At 70.3% G+C, this 18,783-nt stretch carries 14 protein-coding genes and 2 pseudogenes; 9 read left to right on the plus strand and 7 right to left on the minus strand.

What is annotated here, in order from left to right; all coding sequences use genetic code 11:
• Nucleotides 1–155: 155 nt before the first annotated feature.
• From ACYVO6_RS25200 to msrB, 3 genes are all read left to right on the plus strand, one after another.
• On the plus strand, nucleotides 156–629 hold the full coding sequence (locus ACYVO6_RS25200) for an indole-3-glycerol phosphate synthase (protein ID WP_461064778.1): 474 nt from the start codon (nucleotides 156–158) through the stop codon (nucleotides 627–629).
• Between the two features lie 437 nt (nucleotides 630–1,066).
• The gene (murC, locus tag ACYVO6_RS25205) at nucleotides 1,067–2,455 is read left to right on the plus strand and encodes a UDP-N-acetylmuramate--L-alanine ligase (protein WP_461064780.1); all 1,389 of its coding nucleotides are present in this window, start codon (nucleotides 1,067–1,069) and stop codon (nucleotides 2,453–2,455) included.
• 13 nt (nucleotides 2,456–2,468) lie between these two features.
• Nucleotides 2,469–2,876, plus strand: a complete 408-nt coding sequence (gene msrB / locus ACYVO6_RS25210) for a peptide-methionine (R)-S-oxide reductase MsrB (RefSeq protein WP_461064782.1) — start codon at nucleotides 2,469–2,471, stop codon at nucleotides 2,874–2,876.
• 380 nt (nucleotides 2,877–3,256) lie between these two features.
• On the opposite strand, the gene ACYVO6_RS25215 is transcribed toward msrB, so the two are convergent.
• The gene (locus ACYVO6_RS25215; RefSeq protein ID WP_461064784.1) at nucleotides 3,257–6,961 is read right to left on the minus strand and encodes a trypsin-like peptidase domain-containing protein; all 3,705 of its coding nucleotides are present in this window, start codon (nucleotides 6,959–6,961) and stop codon (nucleotides 3,257–3,259) included.
• 34 nt (nucleotides 6,962–6,995) lie between these two features.
• Nucleotides 6,996–7,337, minus strand: a complete 342-nt coding sequence (locus tag ACYVO6_RS25220; protein ID WP_461064786.1) for a CU044_2847 family protein — start codon at nucleotides 7,335–7,337, stop codon at nucleotides 6,996–6,998.
• 410 nt (nucleotides 7,338–7,747) lie between these two features.
• Between ACYVO6_RS25220 and ACYVO6_RS25225 the strand changes: the two genes are divergently transcribed.
• Nucleotides 7,748–9,103 (plus strand): FAD-dependent oxidoreductase, encoded by a 1,356-nt coding sequence (locus tag ACYVO6_RS25225; RefSeq protein ID WP_461064892.1) that lies wholly within the window; start codon nucleotides 7,748–7,750, stop codon nucleotides 9,101–9,103.
• Nucleotides 9,104–9,307: 204 nt separating this feature from the next.
• On the opposite strand, the gene ACYVO6_RS25230 is transcribed toward ACYVO6_RS25225, so the two are convergent.
• Together ACYVO6_RS25230 and ACYVO6_RS25235 are read right to left on the minus strand one after the other, a co-directional pair.
• Entirely contained in the window at nucleotides 9,308–9,949 is a 642-nt protein-coding gene (locus tag ACYVO6_RS25230) for a response regulator (protein ID WP_461064788.1), read from the minus strand.
• Complete coding sequence (locus tag ACYVO6_RS25235) at nucleotides 9,946–11,226, minus strand: sensor histidine kinase (RefSeq protein ID WP_461064790.1); 1,281 nt, start codon at nucleotides 11,224–11,226, stop codon at nucleotides 9,946–9,948. Before ACYVO6_RS25235 ends, ACYVO6_RS25230 begins: the two co-directional genes overlap by 4 nt.
• A 208-nt stretch (nucleotides 11,227–11,434) precedes the next feature.
• On the opposite strand from ACYVO6_RS25235, the gene lgt reads away from it, so the two are divergent.
• The 4 genes and pseudogenes from lgt (at nucleotide 11,435) to ACYVO6_RS25255 (ending at nucleotide 13,697) form a co-directional block, all read left to right on the plus strand.
• Nucleotides 11,435–12,298 carry a prolipoprotein diacylglyceryl transferase gene (lgt, locus tag ACYVO6_RS25240; RefSeq protein WP_461064792.1) on the plus strand — a complete coding sequence of 288 codons (864 nt, stop codon included), beginning with the start codon at nucleotides 11,435–11,437 and terminating at the stop codon, nucleotides 12,296–12,298.
• A 156-nt stretch (nucleotides 12,299–12,454) separates the two neighbouring features.
• On the plus strand, nucleotides 12,455–12,877 hold the full coding sequence (locus ACYVO6_RS25245; protein WP_461064794.1) for a DUF6069 family protein: 423 nt from the start codon (nucleotides 12,455–12,457) through the stop codon (nucleotides 12,875–12,877).
• A 187-nt stretch (nucleotides 12,878–13,064) separates the two neighbouring features.
• Nucleotides 13,065–13,139, plus strand: a pseudogene (locus ACYVO6_RS25250) (MarR family transcriptional regulator); the annotation flags it as partial.
• Between the two features lie 141 nt (nucleotides 13,140–13,280).
• Nucleotides 13,281–13,697 carry an NUDIX domain-containing protein gene (locus ACYVO6_RS25255; protein WP_461064796.1) on the plus strand — a complete coding sequence of 139 codons (417 nt, stop codon included), beginning with the start codon at nucleotides 13,281–13,283 and terminating at the stop codon, nucleotides 13,695–13,697.
• A 268-nt stretch (nucleotides 13,698–13,965) separates the two neighbouring features.
• On the opposite strand, the gene ACYVO6_RS25260 is transcribed toward ACYVO6_RS25255, so the two are convergent.
• Together ACYVO6_RS25260 and ACYVO6_RS25265 are read right to left on the minus strand one after the other, a co-directional pair.
• Complete coding sequence (locus ACYVO6_RS25260; RefSeq protein WP_461064798.1) at nucleotides 13,966–14,541, minus strand: hypothetical protein; 576 nt, start codon at nucleotides 14,539–14,541, stop codon at nucleotides 13,966–13,968.
• A gap of 37 nt (nucleotides 14,542–14,578) precedes the next feature.
• Nucleotides 14,579–16,015 (minus strand): ATP-binding protein, encoded by a 1,437-nt coding sequence (locus tag ACYVO6_RS25265; protein ID WP_461064800.1) that lies wholly within the window; start codon nucleotides 16,013–16,015, stop codon nucleotides 14,579–14,581.
• Between the two features lie 150 nt (nucleotides 16,016–16,165).
• On the opposite strand from ACYVO6_RS25265, the pseudogene ACYVO6_RS25270 reads away from it, so the two are divergent.
• Nucleotides 16,166–16,384, plus strand: a pseudogene (locus ACYVO6_RS25270) (peptide-methionine (R)-S-oxide reductase); the annotation flags it as partial.
• Nucleotides 16,385–16,442: 58 nt separating this feature from the next.
• Here the strand turns inward: ACYVO6_RS25270 and ACYVO6_RS25275 are convergent.
• On the minus strand, nucleotides 16,443–18,695 hold the full coding sequence (locus ACYVO6_RS25275; RefSeq protein ID WP_461064802.1) for a WD40/YVTN/BNR-like repeat-containing protein: 2,253 nt from the start codon (nucleotides 18,693–18,695) through the stop codon (nucleotides 16,443–16,445).
• Nucleotides 18,696–18,783 lie beyond the last annotated feature (88 nt).

Here is an 18,783-nt window from a genome sequence, read left to right on the forward strand (position 1 = left end):
AGCGGAGCTGATCGTTCCGGGTCTGCTTCCGGGGGCACACTAGTTCTCGCGGTATCCGTACGGGTACGGGGCAGGATGATTTTCGCGGGCCTGGAAACGGGTCCACGGAGGAGGCAGGGCCAACGACGGCCCTCGGAGGAGAAGGGGCGCCTGTCGTGTTCACAAGCGTATTGATGATCGAGAAGGCCCTCACGTCCGCCGACGTGGAGTTCGTCACCGGCTTGCACGGGGACGAGGAGGTCGCCTTCCACGTACTGCTCCAGCCCCGCGGCGAGCAGGCGGCCCGGCTGCTGCGGGCCATCGACGACGTGGCGCTCGGCTCGCTGGACGAGGCGGCGCGCGAGCTGGAGGCTCCCGCCGGTGAGCAGGCGATCAGTGAGGGGCAGCGGGCCCTCGATGTCTCGCTGGTCGCCCTGCGGGCGGCTGGTGCGCAGGCGGTGGGGCGGTTGATCGAGCACCACCCCTTGGACGCGCTCAAGTCCCTTGTCGAGGAGGCCGACGCCGATGAGGTGATCGTGCTCACCGATCCCCACTACGTGGAGGAGTTCTTCCATCGTGACTGGGCCTCGCGGGCTCGGCACAAGGTGGGGGTGCCGGTGTTGAAGCTGTTCTCGCACAGCAAGGCGTAGCGCTGGCGCTGGGCTGGGCAGGGGAGCGCCGTGGGGGCTGGGTTCGTGTTTTGACTGCGGGCCCGTCGTGGCTGGGCGCGCCGTTCCCCGCGCCCCTGGGTGGGTGGTGGGTGCGGGGCCGTGGGCCGGTGCGTCAGCCCGTCGCAGGCGGGGCGTACGGCCCTGGCCTGGTACAGGGTCCTGGTTCTCCGAGACCGAACCTACGCGACGGGCATACGACGCACCGGCCCACGGCCCCTCCCGCCGGTGGGAAGCTGCGGGTCCGTTGTAGCTGAGGGCTCCGGGAGCGACCCTGAGACAGGACCTGCGCGACGGGCATTTGACGCACCGGCCCACGGCCCTCCCGCCGGTGGGCGAGTGCGGCACGGAATAGGCTGGGGTCGCGCCCATTAAGCGGGCGCGCCCGTCGTCGTACCGCACCTTTGGGAGAAACACGCATGGCAGCCGGCCTTCCTTCCGCCATGGACCGACCGCACTTCATCGGGATCGGTGGGGCCGGGATGTCGGGGATCGCGAAGATTCTTGCTCAGCGTGGGGCCAAGGTGGCGGGGAGTGATGCCAAGGAGTCCGCGACGGCTGAGGCGCTGCGGGCTTTGGGGGCGACGGTGCACATCGGGCACGCTGCCGAGCACCTTGCCGATGACGCCACATGCGTGGTCGTCTCGTCCGCGATCCGTGCGGACAACCCGGAGCTGGCCCGGGCCGCCGAGCTCGGGATCCCGGTGGTCCATCGGTCGGACGCCCTCGCCTCGCTGATGGACGGACTGCGGCCGATCGCGGTGGCGGGTACGCACGGCAAGACGACGACCACGTCCATGCTGGCGGTGTCGCTGTCCGAGCTGGGCCTGGCTCCCTCGTACGCGATCGGCGGGGACCTCGACGCCCCCGGCTCGAACGCGCTGCACGGTGACGGCGAGATCTTCGTCGCCGAGGCCGACGAAAGCGACCGCAGCTTCCACAAGTACGCGCCCGAGGTGGCCATCGTGCTGAACGTGGAGCTGGACCACCACGCCAACTACGCCTCCATGGACGAGATCTACGAGTCCTTCGAGACGTTCGTGGGCCGCATCGTGCCCGGCGGCACACTGGTGATCTCGGCGGACCACGAGGGCGCGCGGGAGCTGACGTCGCGGGTTTCCGGTGTGTCCAGGATCGTGACGTACGGCGAGGCCGAGGACGCGGACGTACGCATCGTCTCGATCGTGCCGCACGGCCTGAAAAGCGAGGTCACGGTTCTGCTGGACGGCGAAGAGCTGACCTTCACGGTCTCGGTGCCCGGTCGGCACTACGCGGGCAACGCGGTGGCCGCGCTGGCGGCGGGCGTCGCGCTCGGCGTCCCCGCGGCCCAGCTGGCGGGAGCGCTCGGGGCGTACACCGGAGTCAAGCGCCGCCTCCAGCTCAAGGGCGAGGCGGCCGGCGTGCAGGTCATCGACTCGTACGCGCACCACCCGACGGAGATGACCGCCGACCTGGAGGCGATGCGGGCGGGTGCCTCCGGCCGCATCCTCGTCGTCTTCCAGCCGCACCTGTTCTCCCGCACCCAGGAGTTGGGCCGGGAGATGGGCCAGTCGCTGGCCCTGGCCGACGCGTCGATCGTCCTCGACATCTATCCGGCGCGCGAGGACCCGATCCCCGGCGTGACGAGCGAGCTGATCGTCGACGCGGCGCGGGCGGCGGGCGCGGATGCGACGCCGGTGCACGACAAGGCGGACGCTCCCGCCGTGGTCGCGGGAATGGCCGGGCCGGGCGATCTCGTTCTCACCATGGGCGCGGGTGACGTGACCGACCTGGGCCCGCGGATCCTGGACCGCCTCCAGTCGAAGTGAGGGGCTGAGCTTCATGTCGTACGACATCGAAAAGCCGGACGAGCAGTGGCGGGCCGAGCTGACCCCGGCCGAGTACGCGGTCCTGCGCCAGGCCGGCACGGAGCCCGCGTTCACCGGCGAGTACACCGACACCAAGACGCAGGGCGTCTACTCCTGCCGCGCCTGCGGTGCCGAACTCTTCACCTCGGAGACGAAGTTCGCGTCCCACTGCGGCTGGCCGAGCTTCTTCGATGCACGCAACTCTGATGCGGTGGAACTTTTGGAGGACCGCTCGCATGGGATGGTGCGGACGGAGGTGCGGTGTGCTCGGTGCGGGTCGCACCTCGGGCACTTGTTCGAGGGTGAGGGCTATTCGACGCCCACTGACCAGCGGTACTGCATCAACAGCATTTCGCTGCGGCTGACGCCGGACGAGGACTGACGCAGACTTCATCTCCCGCGCGGCTTCGGGGCTTGGCCGGGACCGGTTCTGTGGCGCGTCCTCGGAGGGGACGGAAACCGGCAGCCGAACTCCGGCACACGGTGTCTGGGCAGCGGTGCTGGCAGGGCCGTAGGCCCGAGCCGATGCTTCCGGGCTGATCACGTGGGAGGTGAACGTCGACCCCCACGAGCTGCCGGGCTCACGGCTCGTCACGCCATGCCTCGTGGGTCACACTGCACCCAGCGAGGCCTATGGAGCGGTTGATGCAGATCGGCTCGCGCGCGAATGTGGGCTGCCTCCTGTTGAATTGCCCGATGTTTTAAGGCCAATTGACGGTCGCGACCTTGGGCGTGCTGCCCCTGCACGCTGCGGGGCGGTGTTCAAGTGTCTAGCGCGGGGCGGTCCGCCGGTTCCTGGCCCATCTCCTCGTACACCCACGGCTGACCCCGCGGTGCTGGGTTACGGGTGTGAGCGGTGAGTAGGGAGTGGACCTCTCGCCGGGCTGTGAACTCGTCGAGTTCGCCTGCCTCGTGGCGGGTCAGGACATGGTGAATCCGGAGCAGTTCGTCGTCCTCGGTGATCTTTGCCTCTGCCGTGCGGCGCTCGTCGGCGTCGTCTCCCACGGATGGCCGGGTGTCGCGATCGTCGTAGAAGAGGCGGGCCGCCGAGTGGCGTACGAGGATTTCGCAGCGCAAGAGGTCGGGTGCGTCCGAAGCGACGCTCAGAGCCAGGCGTTCGGCACGGGTGAGGACGCGCGTGGCCTGTTCGTGCGCGTCCTCGGTGGCGTACACGGAGCTCAAGTCGATGAGAGCTTCCAGAGCCCGAGGGTAGGTCTCACCGCGCTGCCACAGATCGGCGGCGAGCTGCTGCAGGTGGACCGCGGTGGCCGGGTCGTCCAGACTCTCGGCTGTGTAGGCCGCGTTGGCGTAGTCTTGGGCCGCGTTCTGGAGGTTGCCGATCCCTTCCCACAAGGACGCCGCGCGACGGTAGAGATCGAGCGACGCAGTGTGGTTCCCCGCGTCTTCCTCGGCGAGACCGCGCGCGTTGTACGCCATGGCTCGGTATTCGGGGGCGCTCCACCGATCTGCCAGGTCCATCGCCGTACGGCCCCACCGTACGGCGAGTTCGGCGTCGTCCATCCGGCGAGCGACACGGCAGTTGTTGATCGCAATGGGGACGGCCGCCGCCGAACGGTTCGACGAGGTGAGCGCCGTGACAGCCCGGTCACCCGCGGACAGTGACTCGGCCCACTCCTCCTGATCCCACAGGACGAGGCTGAGCGTGAACTCGGCCTCGGCGACGCGGTCCTGGAGCCGGTACTCCCTTGCGATGCCGGCGGCTTGGCGCGCGGCGTCCGCGGCCGGTGCGGAGGCCCCGGCCGAGCGCAGTGTGTCGGCGTTGAGGAGGCAGGCCTTGACGGCTTCTTCCGGTTGGCCCTGACGTAGGTGCAGGGCGATGCGGTCGTCGTTGACGCCGATGACGGCGTCCAGTTCACCGCGTGCCGTGTACAGGATGTGCAGACCGATCGTCAGATTCGCCGCCAGGTCCAGCCATTCGTTGTCTTGCGCGAGCCGTTGAGCCGCGTGGAAGCGGGTCGGATCGAGTTCGCCCGACAGCTGGGCCCCGTACGTCTGGTCGGTGATCTCGGTCAGCCGGGAACAGAGGTACGCCACGGAGGCGTGCTGGAATTCGCGTACGACCTCGGATGGTTCGTCCTCTTGCAGCCGTTCCGTGGCGAAGAGCCGGACCATCTCGAACAGACGGAAGGTGGCGAGCAGTTGCCCGGCGGGCATGCGGACGAGGTCCTGCAGGGCCAGGCTGCGGTCCACCAGCCGGTTCAGCAGGAGTTCCTGTCGCAACGGGGGCGCCTGGAGACAATGACCCAACTCCGCCCCGGTGACAGCTGATCCGGGTGCTGCGGCGATCAGCCGGAAGACTCGGCGCACGGTCGGATCGAGGGCGTCATAGCTGAGCCGGATCAGCAGGCGGATGGCCCGGCCCGCGTAGTCGAGGGTATCCAGCCGTGCCGATTCCTCCTCCATCAACTGGACGAGGTAGGAGGAGGTGGGCCCGGTGGGGTGGGCTAGGCGTGCCCCGGCGATACGGAGTGCCATGGGTACGTCGTCGCACAGATGGGCCAGGCGGTGCAGTGCCTCTCCCGCGCGGTCGTCGCAGGAACCGAGGTCTCGTCCCTCCGTGCACCGGGTGAGCACCTCCACCGACGCGTTCCGTTCCAGCGGTCCGACCTCGAAGACGAGTCCGGGATCGGCGTAGTCCTGGGCGCGGTCCCGCGAGGTCACGATGAGCCCGCAGCCTGGAGGTGCCTTGACGAAGGGCCGTACGTGTGCCGCGTCGCGGGCGTTGTCGAGGACGAGGAGGACACGCCGGTCGTGCAGTTGTGCGGTGAAGGACGCGATGGCCCGGGCGTCGTCCTTCATCGCCGAGCCGTGATCGAGGCCCAGGGACTCAGCGACGATCCGCATTACGGTACGGGCATCTATGCAGGCGTCTGGGATCAGTCCGTGGAGTTCCACGTAGAACACTCCGCCGGGGAAGGCGGGAGCGAGTGCGCGGGCGGCTTCGATAGCCACGACGGAGGTGCCCACACCTGGCTGTCCGCACAGGAACGCGGTCGCCGCCCCACGCCGCGTCATGTGCCGATCCACCGCGCCGACGACCCTGGCCACGAGCTCTTCCCTGCCGGTGACGCACGGGTCCGCGGGAGGCAGGCCGCTCATCTGGACGGCGACGGCGGCTAGTTCGGGGCGGCCCGGGGCGGGTCCGACCGCGGACGACGTCCTGCCGGGTCCGTCCTGGTGGTCGCCCCCGCTCACGTTGTCTTCGCCGTCCACCGCCAGCGCGTGAGGACTGACGAGTACGGCTTCCACCGATGCGGAGCGAATCGCCGGCAGCTGGCTCAGCAGGGCGTGCAGAAAACCGGACAGGGGAATCGCGTTCCCGTCCGCCAAGGCTTCCCGCAGGTAACGGCGGCATGAGGGGGAGAGCTCTGCGAGGATGCCGCCCTCCAACTCCTCGCAGAGGACATGGCGGAGGCTTCCGAGAAAGGCATGAGCCGCATGGGCGGATACCTCATGGTCCGGCCGCGCGCCGTCGAACGGCTCCGTCCAGCGGTGTACCGCCTCCCCATGGTCGGTGAGGCGTGGCAGGAGCACCCTCGGTTCCAAACCGCGAAGGCGGAGCCTGCGGCGAAGGCCTTCGACTTCCCGTTCGCTCCAGCCTGCGCCGCAGGCACGCGAGAAGAGCAGCTCCACGGCATCGTCGAGCCTGCCGGTACCGCGGCACGAGTCGTCGAGCGCGGTGAGGACGAGAGCGGCCTCCCGGGCCGCTTCCGCGGGGCCGACCGTCCCGGACGGGGCGTGGCCGACGGGCAACACGGCGGAACCGTACGCGAACAGCACCGTGCCCACCTCATTGTTGAGGGTGTCGAGCACCAGCCGCCTTCGCACATCGACTTCGGCGGAGTTCTCCAGGAGACGGGTGAGATCCTCGGTCCTGGCGACCCACACTGAGTCGCGCAGCCAGCGGTCGGCGCTGTTGTAGCGGGCCGATACGACACCGAGTACGCGTCCGTCGGCCAGGCGGACCACCGGGGCGCCGCTCATGCCGGGCATCACGGCATCGGACGACAGTCGTCCCAGCGGCACACCGTCCCGTACCGTCCAGCCCTGCCACTTGCCCGTGGCGTGCAGGAAGGCGTAACTATGCCCCGGATCGTCCACTTCGGCGACCCCGTTGATCATCACCTTGGTGAGTAGCCCCACGTCGTCGGTCGGCGCCCAGCCGGCGACCGACTCATTCAGGGGTTCCGGGCGGCGCAGCACCGCCAAGTCGCGTATGGCGTCGATCGCGGCGACCTTCGAACGAGCAGTGGACACCGAGCCGTTGAGTGCGTCGGTCAGCACCTCTGAGCCCACCTCGGCGCATCCCAGGCTGGCCAGTACGTGCCAGGCCGTGACCAAAACGCCTGGTGCCACCTGGAAGCACGTGCCCACCGGCGATTCGTCCTCGGCCAGGATCCGCCCGAGGCTCCCCGAGACACGAGGATGACCAAGCGAACCGCTCATCCCACCCCCTGCCGGGACACGGCTCTTCGGTGCGCTAGGCCTGTGGGTCCGCGGCCGGGGCCTGATACGTCATCCGCACCACCAGAGAGGCCTCTCCGGAAGTGCCGGCCACGATGACATTCCCCTGTGCCGAGAACTTCAGTCCGAACTCGACCTCGACCTGCTCGGGCCGCACCGCCTGCTCTCGGAGTCGTCCGACCGCCTGCGCCGTGGACGTGGCGATCTCCACCACCGCGTCCCGCGCGTGATCGAAGGAGTCCACGACCTGCCGACCCGCGTCTCGCAACCGTGACGTGGGTTCGGAGCCGGGTACGGGCACGGTCTCGACCAGCAGCTCGACCTCACCCACCCGTACGGGGAGCAACCGGTTCGTCATACGCACAACCTGCCACGCCGCCGCATTCCTTGTCCTCGGATCACGCGGATCGCTGTTCACCAGGTCGCCTTGGTCCCTGTCGGCGCCGGGAAGCTGGTGCCCATGAGACCTTGGGGCAGGCGAGCTGTGAAGTGCCACAGCGACAAGAACAATGTTCACCCACAAGCACGGCCGCTGGATCGACATCCTCCTGCCGCAACGCGCCCTGACGGCGGGGCCGGGGGAGCGATCCGGGGCGGGTGTATTCGGGACGCACAGAACGGCCGGAACGCGGTCAACCCCCCTTGACGGAGCGGGATAGTGGTGCCTTCTCACGATATGGCGACCAGGGGAGCGGATCGGTGAACTCTGCCGGAAAAACGGGCCGTTGGGGTGTGGGCGGTGGCCGGGGCGGGCGGCATGCGGTCGTCGTGGGCGGGAGCCTCGCGGGGCTGCTCGCGGCGCATGTCCTTGCCGGGCACGCCGAGCGGGTGACCGTCGTCGAGCGCGACCGGTTACCGGACGGCACCAAGCCGCGGCCAGGCATACCGCAGGGTCGGCATCCGCATGTCCTGCTGGAGGGCGGGCAGGTGGCCCTGGAGTCGCTGCTGCCGGGCTTCCTGGCGGAGCTGCGAGCGGCGGGGGCGCCGCGCGTGGGCATGCCCTCGGACATGGTGCAGCGGCAGGACGGGCGCTGGCTCCGGCGGCTGCCCGCGACGACGCACATCTACACCGGTTCCCGCGCGCAGCTCGAGGAGTTGGTGCGGCGGTGGGTTCTCGCCAACCCGGTGATCAGCGTGGTGGAGGGGACGGATGTCGTCGGGCTCCTCGGTGACGCCTCGCGCGTGCGGGGTGTGCTGCTGCGGGACCGCTCCGGCGACGCCCGGGGGGAGCAGCGGGCCATCGAGGCCGACCTGGTGGTCGACGCCTCCGGCAGTGGCACGAAGGCCCCGCAGTGGCTCACGGCGATCGGGGCCGAGACCCCGCACGAGGAGACCATCGACACGGGGCTCGCGTACGCCTCCCGCATCTACCGTGGCAAGAGCGGCGTCCTGGACGGCGACACCCTCGGCTACTACGTCTACCCCAGCCCCGCCGAGGTCCACGGCGGCGGTGCGCTGCCCCTGGAGGACGGCACCCATCTGGTCATCGTCTCGGGACTGCGCGGCGACGAACCGTCCACGGACGACAACGAGTTCGTGACATACACCAAGAGGCTGCCGCATCCGCTCCTGCACCGGTGGCTGGACGAGGCCGAACCGCTCTCGCCGGCGTTCGGCTACCGGCGGACCGCGAACATCCGCCGCCGCTACGATCTGCCCGGCCGCCGCCCGGCCGGCTTCCTCGCCACCGGCGACGCCTTGTGCACCTTCAACCCGATCTACGGGCAGGGCATGGCCGTCGCCGCGATGAGCGCGGTCGCCCTGCGCGACGCACTGGCCGATCCGCGCCGGACCCCCACGACGAGGCGCGTGCAGCGGGCGCTCCTGGCGGCGTCCCGGCAGGCGTGGGACATCTCCGCCGGGGCGGATCGCAAGATGCCGGGCGCGGTCGGCACCGCGGTCGCCGCCGGGCCGGCGGACCGCGTCGCCGACTGGTACCTGCGGCGAGTCCAGGAGCGCTACCCCGGCGATCCCGTCGTGGGGCGCGCCTTCCGCTCCGTACTGACCCTCTCCGCGCCCGTCACCGCCCTGTTCGCCCCGCCCGTGGCCCGGGCCGTCCTCTTCCGTCCGCCGGCGCCGACGCTCACCGAGCCGTCGGCGACACCGGAGGAACCGGGGGCCTGAGCCCGAAAAAGGTGGGGTGAAGCGGTCGGGCGGAGCCGACGCCACTGCGGTGACGCCGGCTATGTCGAACCCGTCGGCCGGCCGAGCCCAGGGCGGCACGCAGCCGGCCGGCGGCGGCCACGATGTCGTCCGTGGCCGGCCGCCGACCAGTGCGACGGCTTGCGTTCGCGGTGAACCGGGCGAACTGGAAGGCGACAAGCAGGCTCAGTCGATACGGATGATCCCCCGCCCCAGGGCTGCGGTGACGGCGGCGGTGCGGTCGGCGACGTCGAGTTTGGCGTAGATGTGCAGCAGATGGGTCTTGACCGTGGCCTCGGACAGGCGCAGGGTACGGGCGATCTGCTTGTTGCTCTGCCCGCGGGCGACGGCGGACAGGACCTCCAGCTCCCGGCCGGAGAGGCCGGCGCCCCGGTCGCCGCGCATGTGGGCCAGCACCCTGGCGGCCACCGTGGGCGACAGTGCCCCACCGCCGCGGGCCGCTGTGCGGATGGCCGCGCACAGCTCTTCCCGTCCGGTGTCCTTGAGCAGATAGCCGGCCGCGCCGGCGTCGATGGCGGCGGTGATGTCGGCGTCCGTGTCGTACGTGGTCAACACCAGCACCCGTACATCCGGATGGGCGGTGCGGATGGCGGCGGTCGCAGCCGCACCGTCCATGCCGGGCAGCTGCAGGTCCATCAGAACGATGTCCGGGGCCAGCTCGGCGGTCCGGCGCAGTGCCTCGGGGCCGGTGGCGGCCTCGCCGACCACCGTGAGGTCGGGCTGGGTGCCGAGCAGGGCGGTGAGTCCGTCGCGCACCACGGGGTGGTCGTCGACGAGCAGGACCCGGATCGCGGGAGTGGGGGTCACCGTGCCGGGACCATCCAGTCGGTGTCGGTGTCGGTGTCGGTGTCGGTGTCGGTGTCGCTGCCGGTGTTGGCGGCGCCGGCGGAGGCAGGGGTGTCGTGCGGGGGCGTGACGGTCGGCTCGGGTACTGCAAGACGCACTGTGACGGCAATGGTGGTTCCCTCGCCGGGCGAGCTCTCCACCGCGCATGTGCCACCCAGGGCGGCGACGCGCTCGCGCATGGCGGCCAGCCCGACACCGGCATGGCGGGCGGCGGGTGCGAAGCCGGTGCCGTCGTCCTGGATGTCGATGGCCAGCATGTCGTCGAGGTAGGAGAGCGTGACGGACACGCTCGCCGCGTGCGCGTGCCGCCGGGCGTTGGTCAGGGCTTCCTGCACCACACGCAGCAACTCGCCCTCTGTGCCGGGCGACAGGGCAGCCGGGCGGCCGGTCACCGTCGTATACGCCTCGATGCCGGTCTCCTCGGCCAGCCGGGCGGTCAGTTCGCGGACCGCGTCCCTCAGGTGCGTGCCGTCCAGCGGTGCCGGGCGCAGGGCGTGCACGAGGCGGCGGCTTTCGGCGAGGTTGTCCCGAGCTGTGCGCATGGCTTGCTCGACACGGCGGGCCGCGGGTGTGCCGGGCGGGAGGTCGTCGCGTACGGCGTCCAGCAGCATGGCGATGGAGGCGAAGCCCTGGGTCAGGGTGTCGTGGACCTCGCGCGCCAGGCGCTGGCGCTCGGCCAGGGTGCCCGCCTGGCGTTCCGCGGCCGCCCGTTCGGCCTGGGTGGCAGTGAGCTCGTCCAGCAGCCGCTGGCGCTTGTGACTCTCGTGGTCCAGGGTGGCGATGTAGCCCACGACGGTGACCGCCACTGCCATGCCGAGCGTACAGTCCAGGAACTCCCGTACACCCACGGACCCGTCCGTCGTGAAGCGTTGCCACAACCATGCCGCGCCCAGCACCAGTACCCCGGCGGCCGACCACCAGGCCCGCCACAGGCAGTACGGGATCAGCACGGCCAGGCCCGCCGGCAACAATGCCGGATCCACCGCGGCCATCACCGCCCACCACACCGCCGCCCCGGCCAGGTAGGGCAGCGGCGGGCGATCGGCACCGCCGCGCAGCACCACCCAGTACCCGTACCAGGCGGCGAGCCCCACCGCCAGGCCCACCCGCAGCAACGCCGCGCCGGTGGTCACACTCGCCCCGGTCAGCGCACCCAGCACGAACAGGGCGAGCACGGTGAAGAAGAAGGCGTGCTGTCCAACGGCCTTCCACCGCTCCCACTCCCGCTGCTGCGCCATGGCCACCAGCGTAGGCGCAGCCCCGCTCGGGCGAATCAGCCGACCGGTGTGGTCGGCATCCACCGGATGGTGGGCGCGAGGTACGCCGAGTGGTCGATGCGCGGGAACGGTGCGCGGAGCGAGGATCGGCCGGTGATCGAGTTCCGCCCGCCTGCACCACCGCGACTGGCGCGCCCCGCGGCCTGCGTGACCTTGTGAGGAAACACCAGTGAACCTGGCCTACATCCCCAGCCCTTCCGTCGGCGAGATCCATCTGGGACCGATGCCGCTGCGCGGCTACTCGCTGATGGTGATCCTCGGCATCGCCGCCGCGATATGGCTGGGCGGGCGCCGTTGGGCTGCACGCGGCGGCGAGAAGACCGTCGTGGCGGACATCGCCCTGTGGGCGGTCCCGTTCGGCCTGATCGGTGCCCGCCTCTACCACGTGCTCACCTCCAGCGCGCCGTACTTCGGCGACGGCGGCGATCCGGTCAAGGCCCTCTACATCTGGGACGGGGGCATCGGCATCTGGGGTGCCATCGCCGGCGGGGCCGTCGGCGCCTGGATCGGCTGCCGCCGCAACGGGGTCCCTCTGTCCGCATTCGCCGACGCCGTCGCTCCCGGCATCGCGCTGGGCCAGGCCATCGGCCGCTGGGGCAACTGGTTCAACCAGGAACTCTACGGGCGAGCTACCACCCTGCCCTGGGCACTGGAGATCGACCCCGCGCACCGGCCCGAGGCCACCCCGAACCTGGCCACCTACCACCCCACGTTCCTGTACGAATCGCTGTGGTGCCTCGGCGTGGTGGCCCTGGTCATCTGGGCCGACCGCCGCTACCGCCTCGACCGGGGCCGCGCGTTCGCGCTGTACGCCGCCGCCTACACCGCCGGCCGCTTCTGGATCGAGTACCTGCGGGTGGACGAGGCCCATCACATCCTCGGCCTGCGCCTGAACGACTGGACCTCCCTGCTGGTCTTCGCCGCCGCCGGCGCTTACCTCGTGGCCGTGACGCGGCGCACCGGCAGCCGCTACCCCGACGACGTCAGCACCCTCCAGCGAGAAAGCGCCGACACCGGCGGAACCAGAAGCTGAACGGGACATCCCTGCCCGCCGCCGTCCTCGTGTGCGGAACATCTGGACTCGGCCACGACAGCATGTCGTCGCTGACGCGCACGTCCAACAAGGCGCCGAGGCGGGCATCCCTCTGTGCTCCGAGAAGAACAACCCCCTACTCAATCTGGAGTTGTCATGTCCGTTCTCCCCGAGATGCTCCCTGTTCGCCGTGGTCCGCGGGTCGTGGCGGGAGGTGTGATCGTGGTCATCGTGCTGTCCTCCTTGATGAACGCGGTCATCGCTGTCCTGGCGCACGAGATGGGCGCTCCTGAGGACTTTGAGCCGTTGAAGCCGTCGTCGTACACCTTCCTGACTGCGCTCGGGGTGGTGCTGGGAGCCCTCGGGTGGGCCATCGTCCGCAAGGTCTCCCGGAATCCCGAGGAGCTGGTCCGATGGCTCGCCCCGGCCGTCGTCCTGATCTCCTTCGTCCCCGACTTCTTCCTGTTGGACGAAGGCGAGGTGACCGGCGTGGTGGCGCTGCTCGTGATGCACGCCGTGGTCGCGGTGATCGCGGTGATCACGTACCGCAAGGTCATGCCGCTGAACTCGGTGCGCTGACCGCAGTGCTCGCTGGAACCCTTGCGTGAGTCGTTGACGTGGCCGGGCCCTCGCTCGGGCTTCCTGGTACTGACGTGACACGCCCGACTCCCAGGGGGCGGGCGTGTCGGTGCGTCTTCCGGACTCGAGCCCGGCGGTGCCCGTAGTAAGCGAGTTGGCGGTGCGAGTCTGCCCCAGATCCAGGGTGACCGTGAACGAGCTGGCGGCCCGACTGCAGGTCGCGCCGACGACGGTGAGCCTGCTGGTCGGCGACCTGAGCCGTTACAAGCCAACCGGCAGAGTGACGGGAACTGCTGCCCCACAGGCACCGCCGTCACAGTGTGGATCCTCCGGGCACTTCGAGGTGCGTCGCGACGAAGTGACTCGTCCAGACGGCACGTGAGGCCGCTACGACTGGGTGGAGATGCCGGACCAGGTGCGGATCGCGGCCGTGGTCGACGGATGCCTGCTGGTCGTCGAGCAGTACCACTACCTCGTGGGCCAACTGTGGCAACTCCCGGGTGGGGCCGTCGATCCGGGCGACGCGAACGCCCAGGCGGCGGCCCGGCGTGAGTTGGCAGAGGAGACGGGATACCGGGACGGCACCTGGACCAGCCAGGGCCACCTCTTCCCCTGGCCCGGCGCGACTCCGATGCGGGTCCACCTGTGGCGCGCCGAGCACCTCGCCCCCGGACCGACGGCCCCCGAACCGGGTGAGACGGATCTGCGGGTCCACCACGTACCCCTGGCCGAGGCCGTACGAGCGACCCAGGATGGTCGCATACGCTGCGCCCTCAGCACCACCCTGGTCCTGGCGGTGGCGTCGGCTCCGCGCAGCTGAGCCGGGTCCGCACCCGCAAGCCGAGCCACGGAGCCCACGGCCGCGGACGGAGGGCTAAGCGGCCTCGGGGAGGTGAGGCACGCCCCCACGCCGCCCGGCACGGCACCTCGCCGCACTGCCGCATCACCCAAGTACGTCCAGTACGAGGGCGATGCGGCAGCACACCGATGCTCCCCCAGCTACCTCCCCCAGCTACCGCTGGGGGTGCCCCCAGAGGTGCCCCCAGCACCGGACGACGCGGGAACGCACCCCACCTCCCCGAGACCGCTTAGACGGCGCAGGGCAAGGTCCTCGACCTGACACGTTCCGCCGGCCGCACGCCGATGATGTCCTCGAGTTCCGCGGTCCCCAGCCGACGCCCCGCCAGCCCGCACGCCGCGTCCCGCCAAGCGCCCTCACGCAGGTCGACGGAGAGCAGCTCAGTGCGTGCCGCAGCGAAGACCAGCATTCGGCGAGCGCCGGGGACCTCGGTCACGGACAGGTACGTGCCGGGCTCACGCCACCCCACCTGGTCAGCCACCGGCACGCTCAAGGAGCCGAGCCTGCGGCCGGAGTCGAACTCCCACAACTCGACGGTTCCGTCTATGCGCACCCCGGTGATGACGTTCGCGGCGGGCAGGGTGACCACCTTGACGAACCGCCCTGCGTGCAGCTCCCGGACCGGGCGCCGCGAGGCCACGTCCCACACCACGACCTCGCCGTCCATCAGTACCAGGCTGACGGTCAGTCCCCGGTGGTCCATGTCGATGTCGGCGATCCCCGCCCCCACCGCGCGACGGTCCTTGCGCCACAGCGTGACCGAGTCGCCATCTTCGCTCCGCACCAGGAGTCTTGTGTGGGGCATCGGTTTGCCTTGGGGGAGTTGCTCTCCCCGCCTCGGCCTACGAGGCGAGTTGCCGGTACGTCGTGGAGCGCCCCTTCCCCCCGAGCTGCTCGACGAGACCCCGCTCGCGCAAGTCGCGCAGGATCTTCCTGATGTTGGGTGCGGTGAGGTCGAGTTGTTGTTGGAGCTCTGTGACGCTGCGGGGTGCTGCGGCAAGGGCGTCGTAAACCCGCAGCGCGTTGGTGTGGAGCCGAGGAGCTGTGGGGGTTTCCACGGTGCGGTGCAGGAGGACGGTGAAGCGGATTCCTGCGTCCATGTAGCGGGCCGGTGGCAGTCCGGCGTGGGCCAGCGCCTCGGTCACGGTGGGGATTCCGGTGGTGAGGGCCTCGATGACGCGGGCGCCGGATTCAGGAGTGCGGGCGTGCTGGCAGAGGGCGACGAGGCGGGCGTTGCGGGCGGAGGTGACGGCGTCGTGGCCGAGGCGGTCGACGGTGATGCCGTACAGGCCGCCGGGGTTGGAGATCACCAGCCGGTCGCGGCGCAGGCGTACTTCGACGGCCATACCTGTGGACCAGTGGTCGAGGTCGCGATGGACGAGCGCGTTGGCGATCAGTTCGCGGAAGGCGATGTAGGGGTAGTCGGGCTGATCGCGGACGGTGCCGTCCGGGGTCGAGACGATGGTCATGCCGAAGGAGCGTCGGGCCCAGTCCAGGGCGGCGTCGAGCATGCGGGGGATCGGTCCGGTGATGGTGGTCTGGTTGCGTGCCCGGCTGGAGGTGGGGTAGCCGTCTTCGGGTTCGGCGGAGGCTTGGATGACGAAGCGTGGGAAGAACTGCTGGGGGTGTACGCCGAGGGTGAGCAGCCCTGCCACGGTGGGGGCGCTGCCTGGGGAGACGGCTCCTGCGCGGCGGAGTAGTTCGCTGTCGTCGGTGAAGCGGCCGAGGCCGTGGGGGTCGTGTTCCCGTACCGAGCTGAGGAACTCGGCGGTGAGCTCCTTGTCCAGGTCGTCGATGGTCGCGTCTGTGACTGGGCTTCGGTCGAAGCGGGGTGCGCTGCGTGCGGCGGGGAAGGCCTGTTCCTCGAGAGGGGAGAGCTGGAAATCACCGTCGTACCCGCGGAGGTACGAGGCGCCGGATGCGGCGATTCGGCAGGGCTTGGCCGATGGGTCGCATTCGTGCACCTGCGCCACGACCACGGGCTGGCCGTCGGCCTCTGCATCGCTGATGGTGAGGCGCACCGGAGGTGTGAAGGAGCGGGCCTTGAGCGCGAGCCCCTGCTTCAGGGCCTGCGGGTCGGTCAAGGGGGAGGGGCGGAATCCCATCCGTTCGTCGAGGCCCAGGACGACAGTGCCGCCGCCAGGGAGGTTGGCCAGCGCGCTGAGCGTCGAGGTGAGCGACTGGGGCAGCCCACCGGCGGTGGGCTTCACCTCGATGTCGTCGCAATCGCCCCCTGCGGCGCGTAGGCGTGTGATCAGTGCATTCAGGTCGGTCGTCACATCGCAAATGTAACGACGTCGGAGTTACATTTGCGGCAATCCTGATTACATTTCATCCGGATCGGCGAGAGGCGCGCGCAGGTGGTTGACGTTCAGGTCGGGCACCGGTCCAGGGAGCGAGCTGAGCGCCCTGAGTAGCGTGAATCCGCGAGCCACGACGGCCGGCCCTCCTTCTACGACCCCAAGTCCGCCGACAACGTCGAACTGATCGAGGACTGCTCGCACGGCATGGTCCGTACGGAGGTGCGCTGCGCCAGGTGCGGCTCGCACCTGGGGCACGTCTTCGAGGGCGAGGGTTATCCGACGCCCACGGACCAGCGGTACTGCATCAACAGCATTTCGCTGCGGCTGACGCCTGACGAAGGCTGAGCCGGATGGGGTCCGGGCGTCCCGCCGACGGTGGCGGGACGCCCGGAGTGCGTTCGGCTCAGGGCGTGGTCAGTTCGTAGAAGCCTCTGCCGAAGGTCGCGGCCACCAGGCGGCGGTGGCCCGCGTCGTACTCGATGTCGTCGACCGGGACCTGCGGCATACCGCGGCCGAGGCGCAGCCAGCGGGCGCCGCCGGTGACGCTGGTGAAGACGCCCTGGTCGGTGGCGATGTAGAGGATGCCGCTCCGCGCGACGACCAGGTCGTTGACGGGTGCCGCCGGGAGGTCGCCCGACAGGTTCCGCCAGTGCCTGCCTCCGTCGGTGCTGCCGTAGACGTGGGGGAGGGGGGAGCCGGAGCGGTAGCCGGAGTGCGTGGTCCAGACGCGGTCGGGGTTCTTCGGGTCGACGACCACCCGGGTCACCCAGGGCCGCCCCTCGGCCAGCTTCGTCCAGGTTGTCCCGAGGTTCCTGGTGACCCAGACGCGGCCGTCGTCCGTGCCCGCGTACACAGTGCGTCCGTCGCCCGCCGGGGCGATCGAGGTGATGGTGCCGTAGTTGGGGTAGAGAGGGTCGGTGCCCGGGCCGCCGGACAGGTCGGGGCTGATGGGCTGCCAGGTCGCGCCGCCGTCGGTGGAGCGGTTCAGCACCTCGGAGCCGTAGTAGAGGATCTTCGGGTTACGGGGATCGAAGACGACCGGGGTGAACCAGTTGCGGCGCTCGAAGGTGGTCGCGTCCGCGAAGTACGTGAGGGTGTCGCCGCCGTCGGTGGAGCGGAAGCAGTTGCCGTACTGGTAACAGGCGAAGACGTTGTCGACGTCGGTCGGGTTGATGAGGTTCTCCTCGCCGTCGCCGCCGAGGTATTCGTTGAAACCGTCTCCGCCCCAGGAGCGCAGCGAGCCGTTGTCCTGTGCCCCGCCGGAGATCCTGGTGACGTCCTGCGGGCTGATCGCCGCGCTGTAGAGCTGGGTGTAGGGCTGGTGGCGGGACTTGACCCAGCCGCCGTCGCCGTCCGCGTCGGAGCGGTAGACGCCGCCGTCGTTGCCGAGGTAGACCCGGCCGGGGCGGCGCGGGTCCCACACCATGGCGTGGTGGTCGACGTGCATGCTCGTGTCGTCGGCCGTCCAGGTGTCGCCGCCGTCCTTCGTGGTCAGCAGGGCGACCCCGGCCACATGGACGTGCTCGGTGTCCCGGGGGTCGATCCACACCTTGCCGAACCACCAGCCGAAGCTGGACTGGGAATTGGTGAGGTCCTCGTTGGCCGGGGTGCGGCTCCAGTTGTCGCCGCCGTCGATGGAAGCGTAGAACCCCTCGAAGAGACCGTCGGCCTTGTTGACGATCGCATAGAGCCGGTCGCCCGCGACGCCCAGGCCGATGCGCCCCACGTCGGGGCCCTGGGCGGGCAGTCCGCCGCCGAGCCGTTGCCAGGTCTCGCCGTCGTCCGTGGAGCGGAAGACGCCGGAGCCCTCACCGCCGTACGTCCGCAGATCGGGGCGGCGGCGTTTGTCCCACAGCACAGCGTACATGCGGCCGCCGTCCAGCACGATCTCGGTGGCGCCGGTGAACTCGTTGGCGCCGGCGAGGATCCGCTCCCACGTGGCGCCGCCGTCCTCCGAGCGGTACACGCCCCGGTCGCCGCCGCCGTTGTACAGCGAACCGGCTGCTGCGACGTAGATGCGGCGGGGGTTGGCGGGGTCGATGGTGATGGCGCTGATCGCACCGGAGTCGCGCAGGCCGAGCGGCGTCCAGTTCCGGCCGCCGTCGGTGCTGCGGTACAGCCCCGTCCCCTCGTACGTGATGCTGCCGCCGCCGGGGTTGGGTTCACCGGTGCCGACGTACAGCGTGCCGTCCGGTGCGGTGGCGACCGCGCCCATGGCCTGAGTCCAGCTGTCGGGCCACACCGAGTGGAACGTCTCCCCGGCGTCGGTGCTGCGCCACAGCCCGCCACTGGCGGCCGCCGCGTACAGGGTGTCGGCGCGTTTGGGGTCGAGCGCGAGGGACACGATCCGCCCGCCGATGTTGGTGGGCCCGACGCCCTTCCAGCGCCCGCCGACGGTGGGCAGTTCGCCGGCCTGCGCCGCGGCGAGGTCGTGGGCGTGGCGCGGAATCGACTCTCCCGGCAGGGCCTTCTGCATGTAGCGGTACTCCGCCGGGGCGGACGGTCCACGGACGGGCCGGTAGACATCGCCCGGTGGGGGTGGCGCCGCGACTGACGCCGGTGCCGCGGCCGTCGGGGGTGATGCGGCAGCCGGTGCGGCGAGCAGCGCGGCACCGGTGACCGCGGCGAGAACCAGTGAAAGCAGACCTCTGCCCATAGAGCCTTTCCCAACGTCATGGCCATTTCAAACAGCAATGACGTTACGAGAGACGGGAGTTGAGCAGAAGGGCGCATGGTGCGCGTGA

This window comes from Streptomyces pseudoechinosporeus (genome assembly GCF_054783935.1).

Excerpts from the sequence above, each read along its gene's own strand:
- murC (WP_461064780.1), top strand. The coding sequence starts at position 1,067 with ATGGCAGCCGGCCTTCCTTCCGCCATGGACCGACCGCACTTCATCGGG.
- msrB (WP_461064782.1), top strand. The coding sequence starts at position 2,469 with ATGTCGTACGACATCGAAAAGCCGGACGAGCAGTGGCGGGCCGAGCTG.
- ACYVO6_RS25215 (WP_461064784.1), bottom strand. The coding sequence starts at position 6,961 with ATGAGCGGTTCGCTTGGTCATCCTCGTGTCTCGGGGAGCCTCGGGCGG.
- ACYVO6_RS25220 (WP_461064786.1), bottom strand. The coding sequence starts at position 7,337 with ATGACGAACCGGTTGCTCCCCGTACGGGTGGGTGAGGTCGAGCTGCTG.
- ACYVO6_RS25235 (WP_461064790.1), bottom strand. The coding sequence starts at position 11,226 with ATGGCGCAGCAGCGGGAGTGGGAGCGGTGGAAGGCCGTTGGACAGCAC.
- ACYVO6_RS25245 (WP_461064794.1), top strand. The coding sequence starts at position 12,455 with ATGTCCGTTCTCCCCGAGATGCTCCCTGTTCGCCGTGGTCCGCGGGTC.
- ACYVO6_RS25255 (WP_461064796.1), top strand. The coding sequence starts at position 13,281 with ATGCCGGACCAGGTGCGGATCGCGGCCGTGGTCGACGGATGCCTGCTG.
- ACYVO6_RS25260 (WP_461064798.1), bottom strand. The coding sequence starts at position 14,541 with ATGCCCCACACAAGACTCCTGGTGCGGAGCGAAGATGGCGACTCGGTC.
- ACYVO6_RS25275 (WP_461064802.1), bottom strand. The coding sequence starts at position 18,695 with ATGGGCAGAGGTCTGCTTTCACTGGTTCTCGCCGCGGTCACCGGTGCC.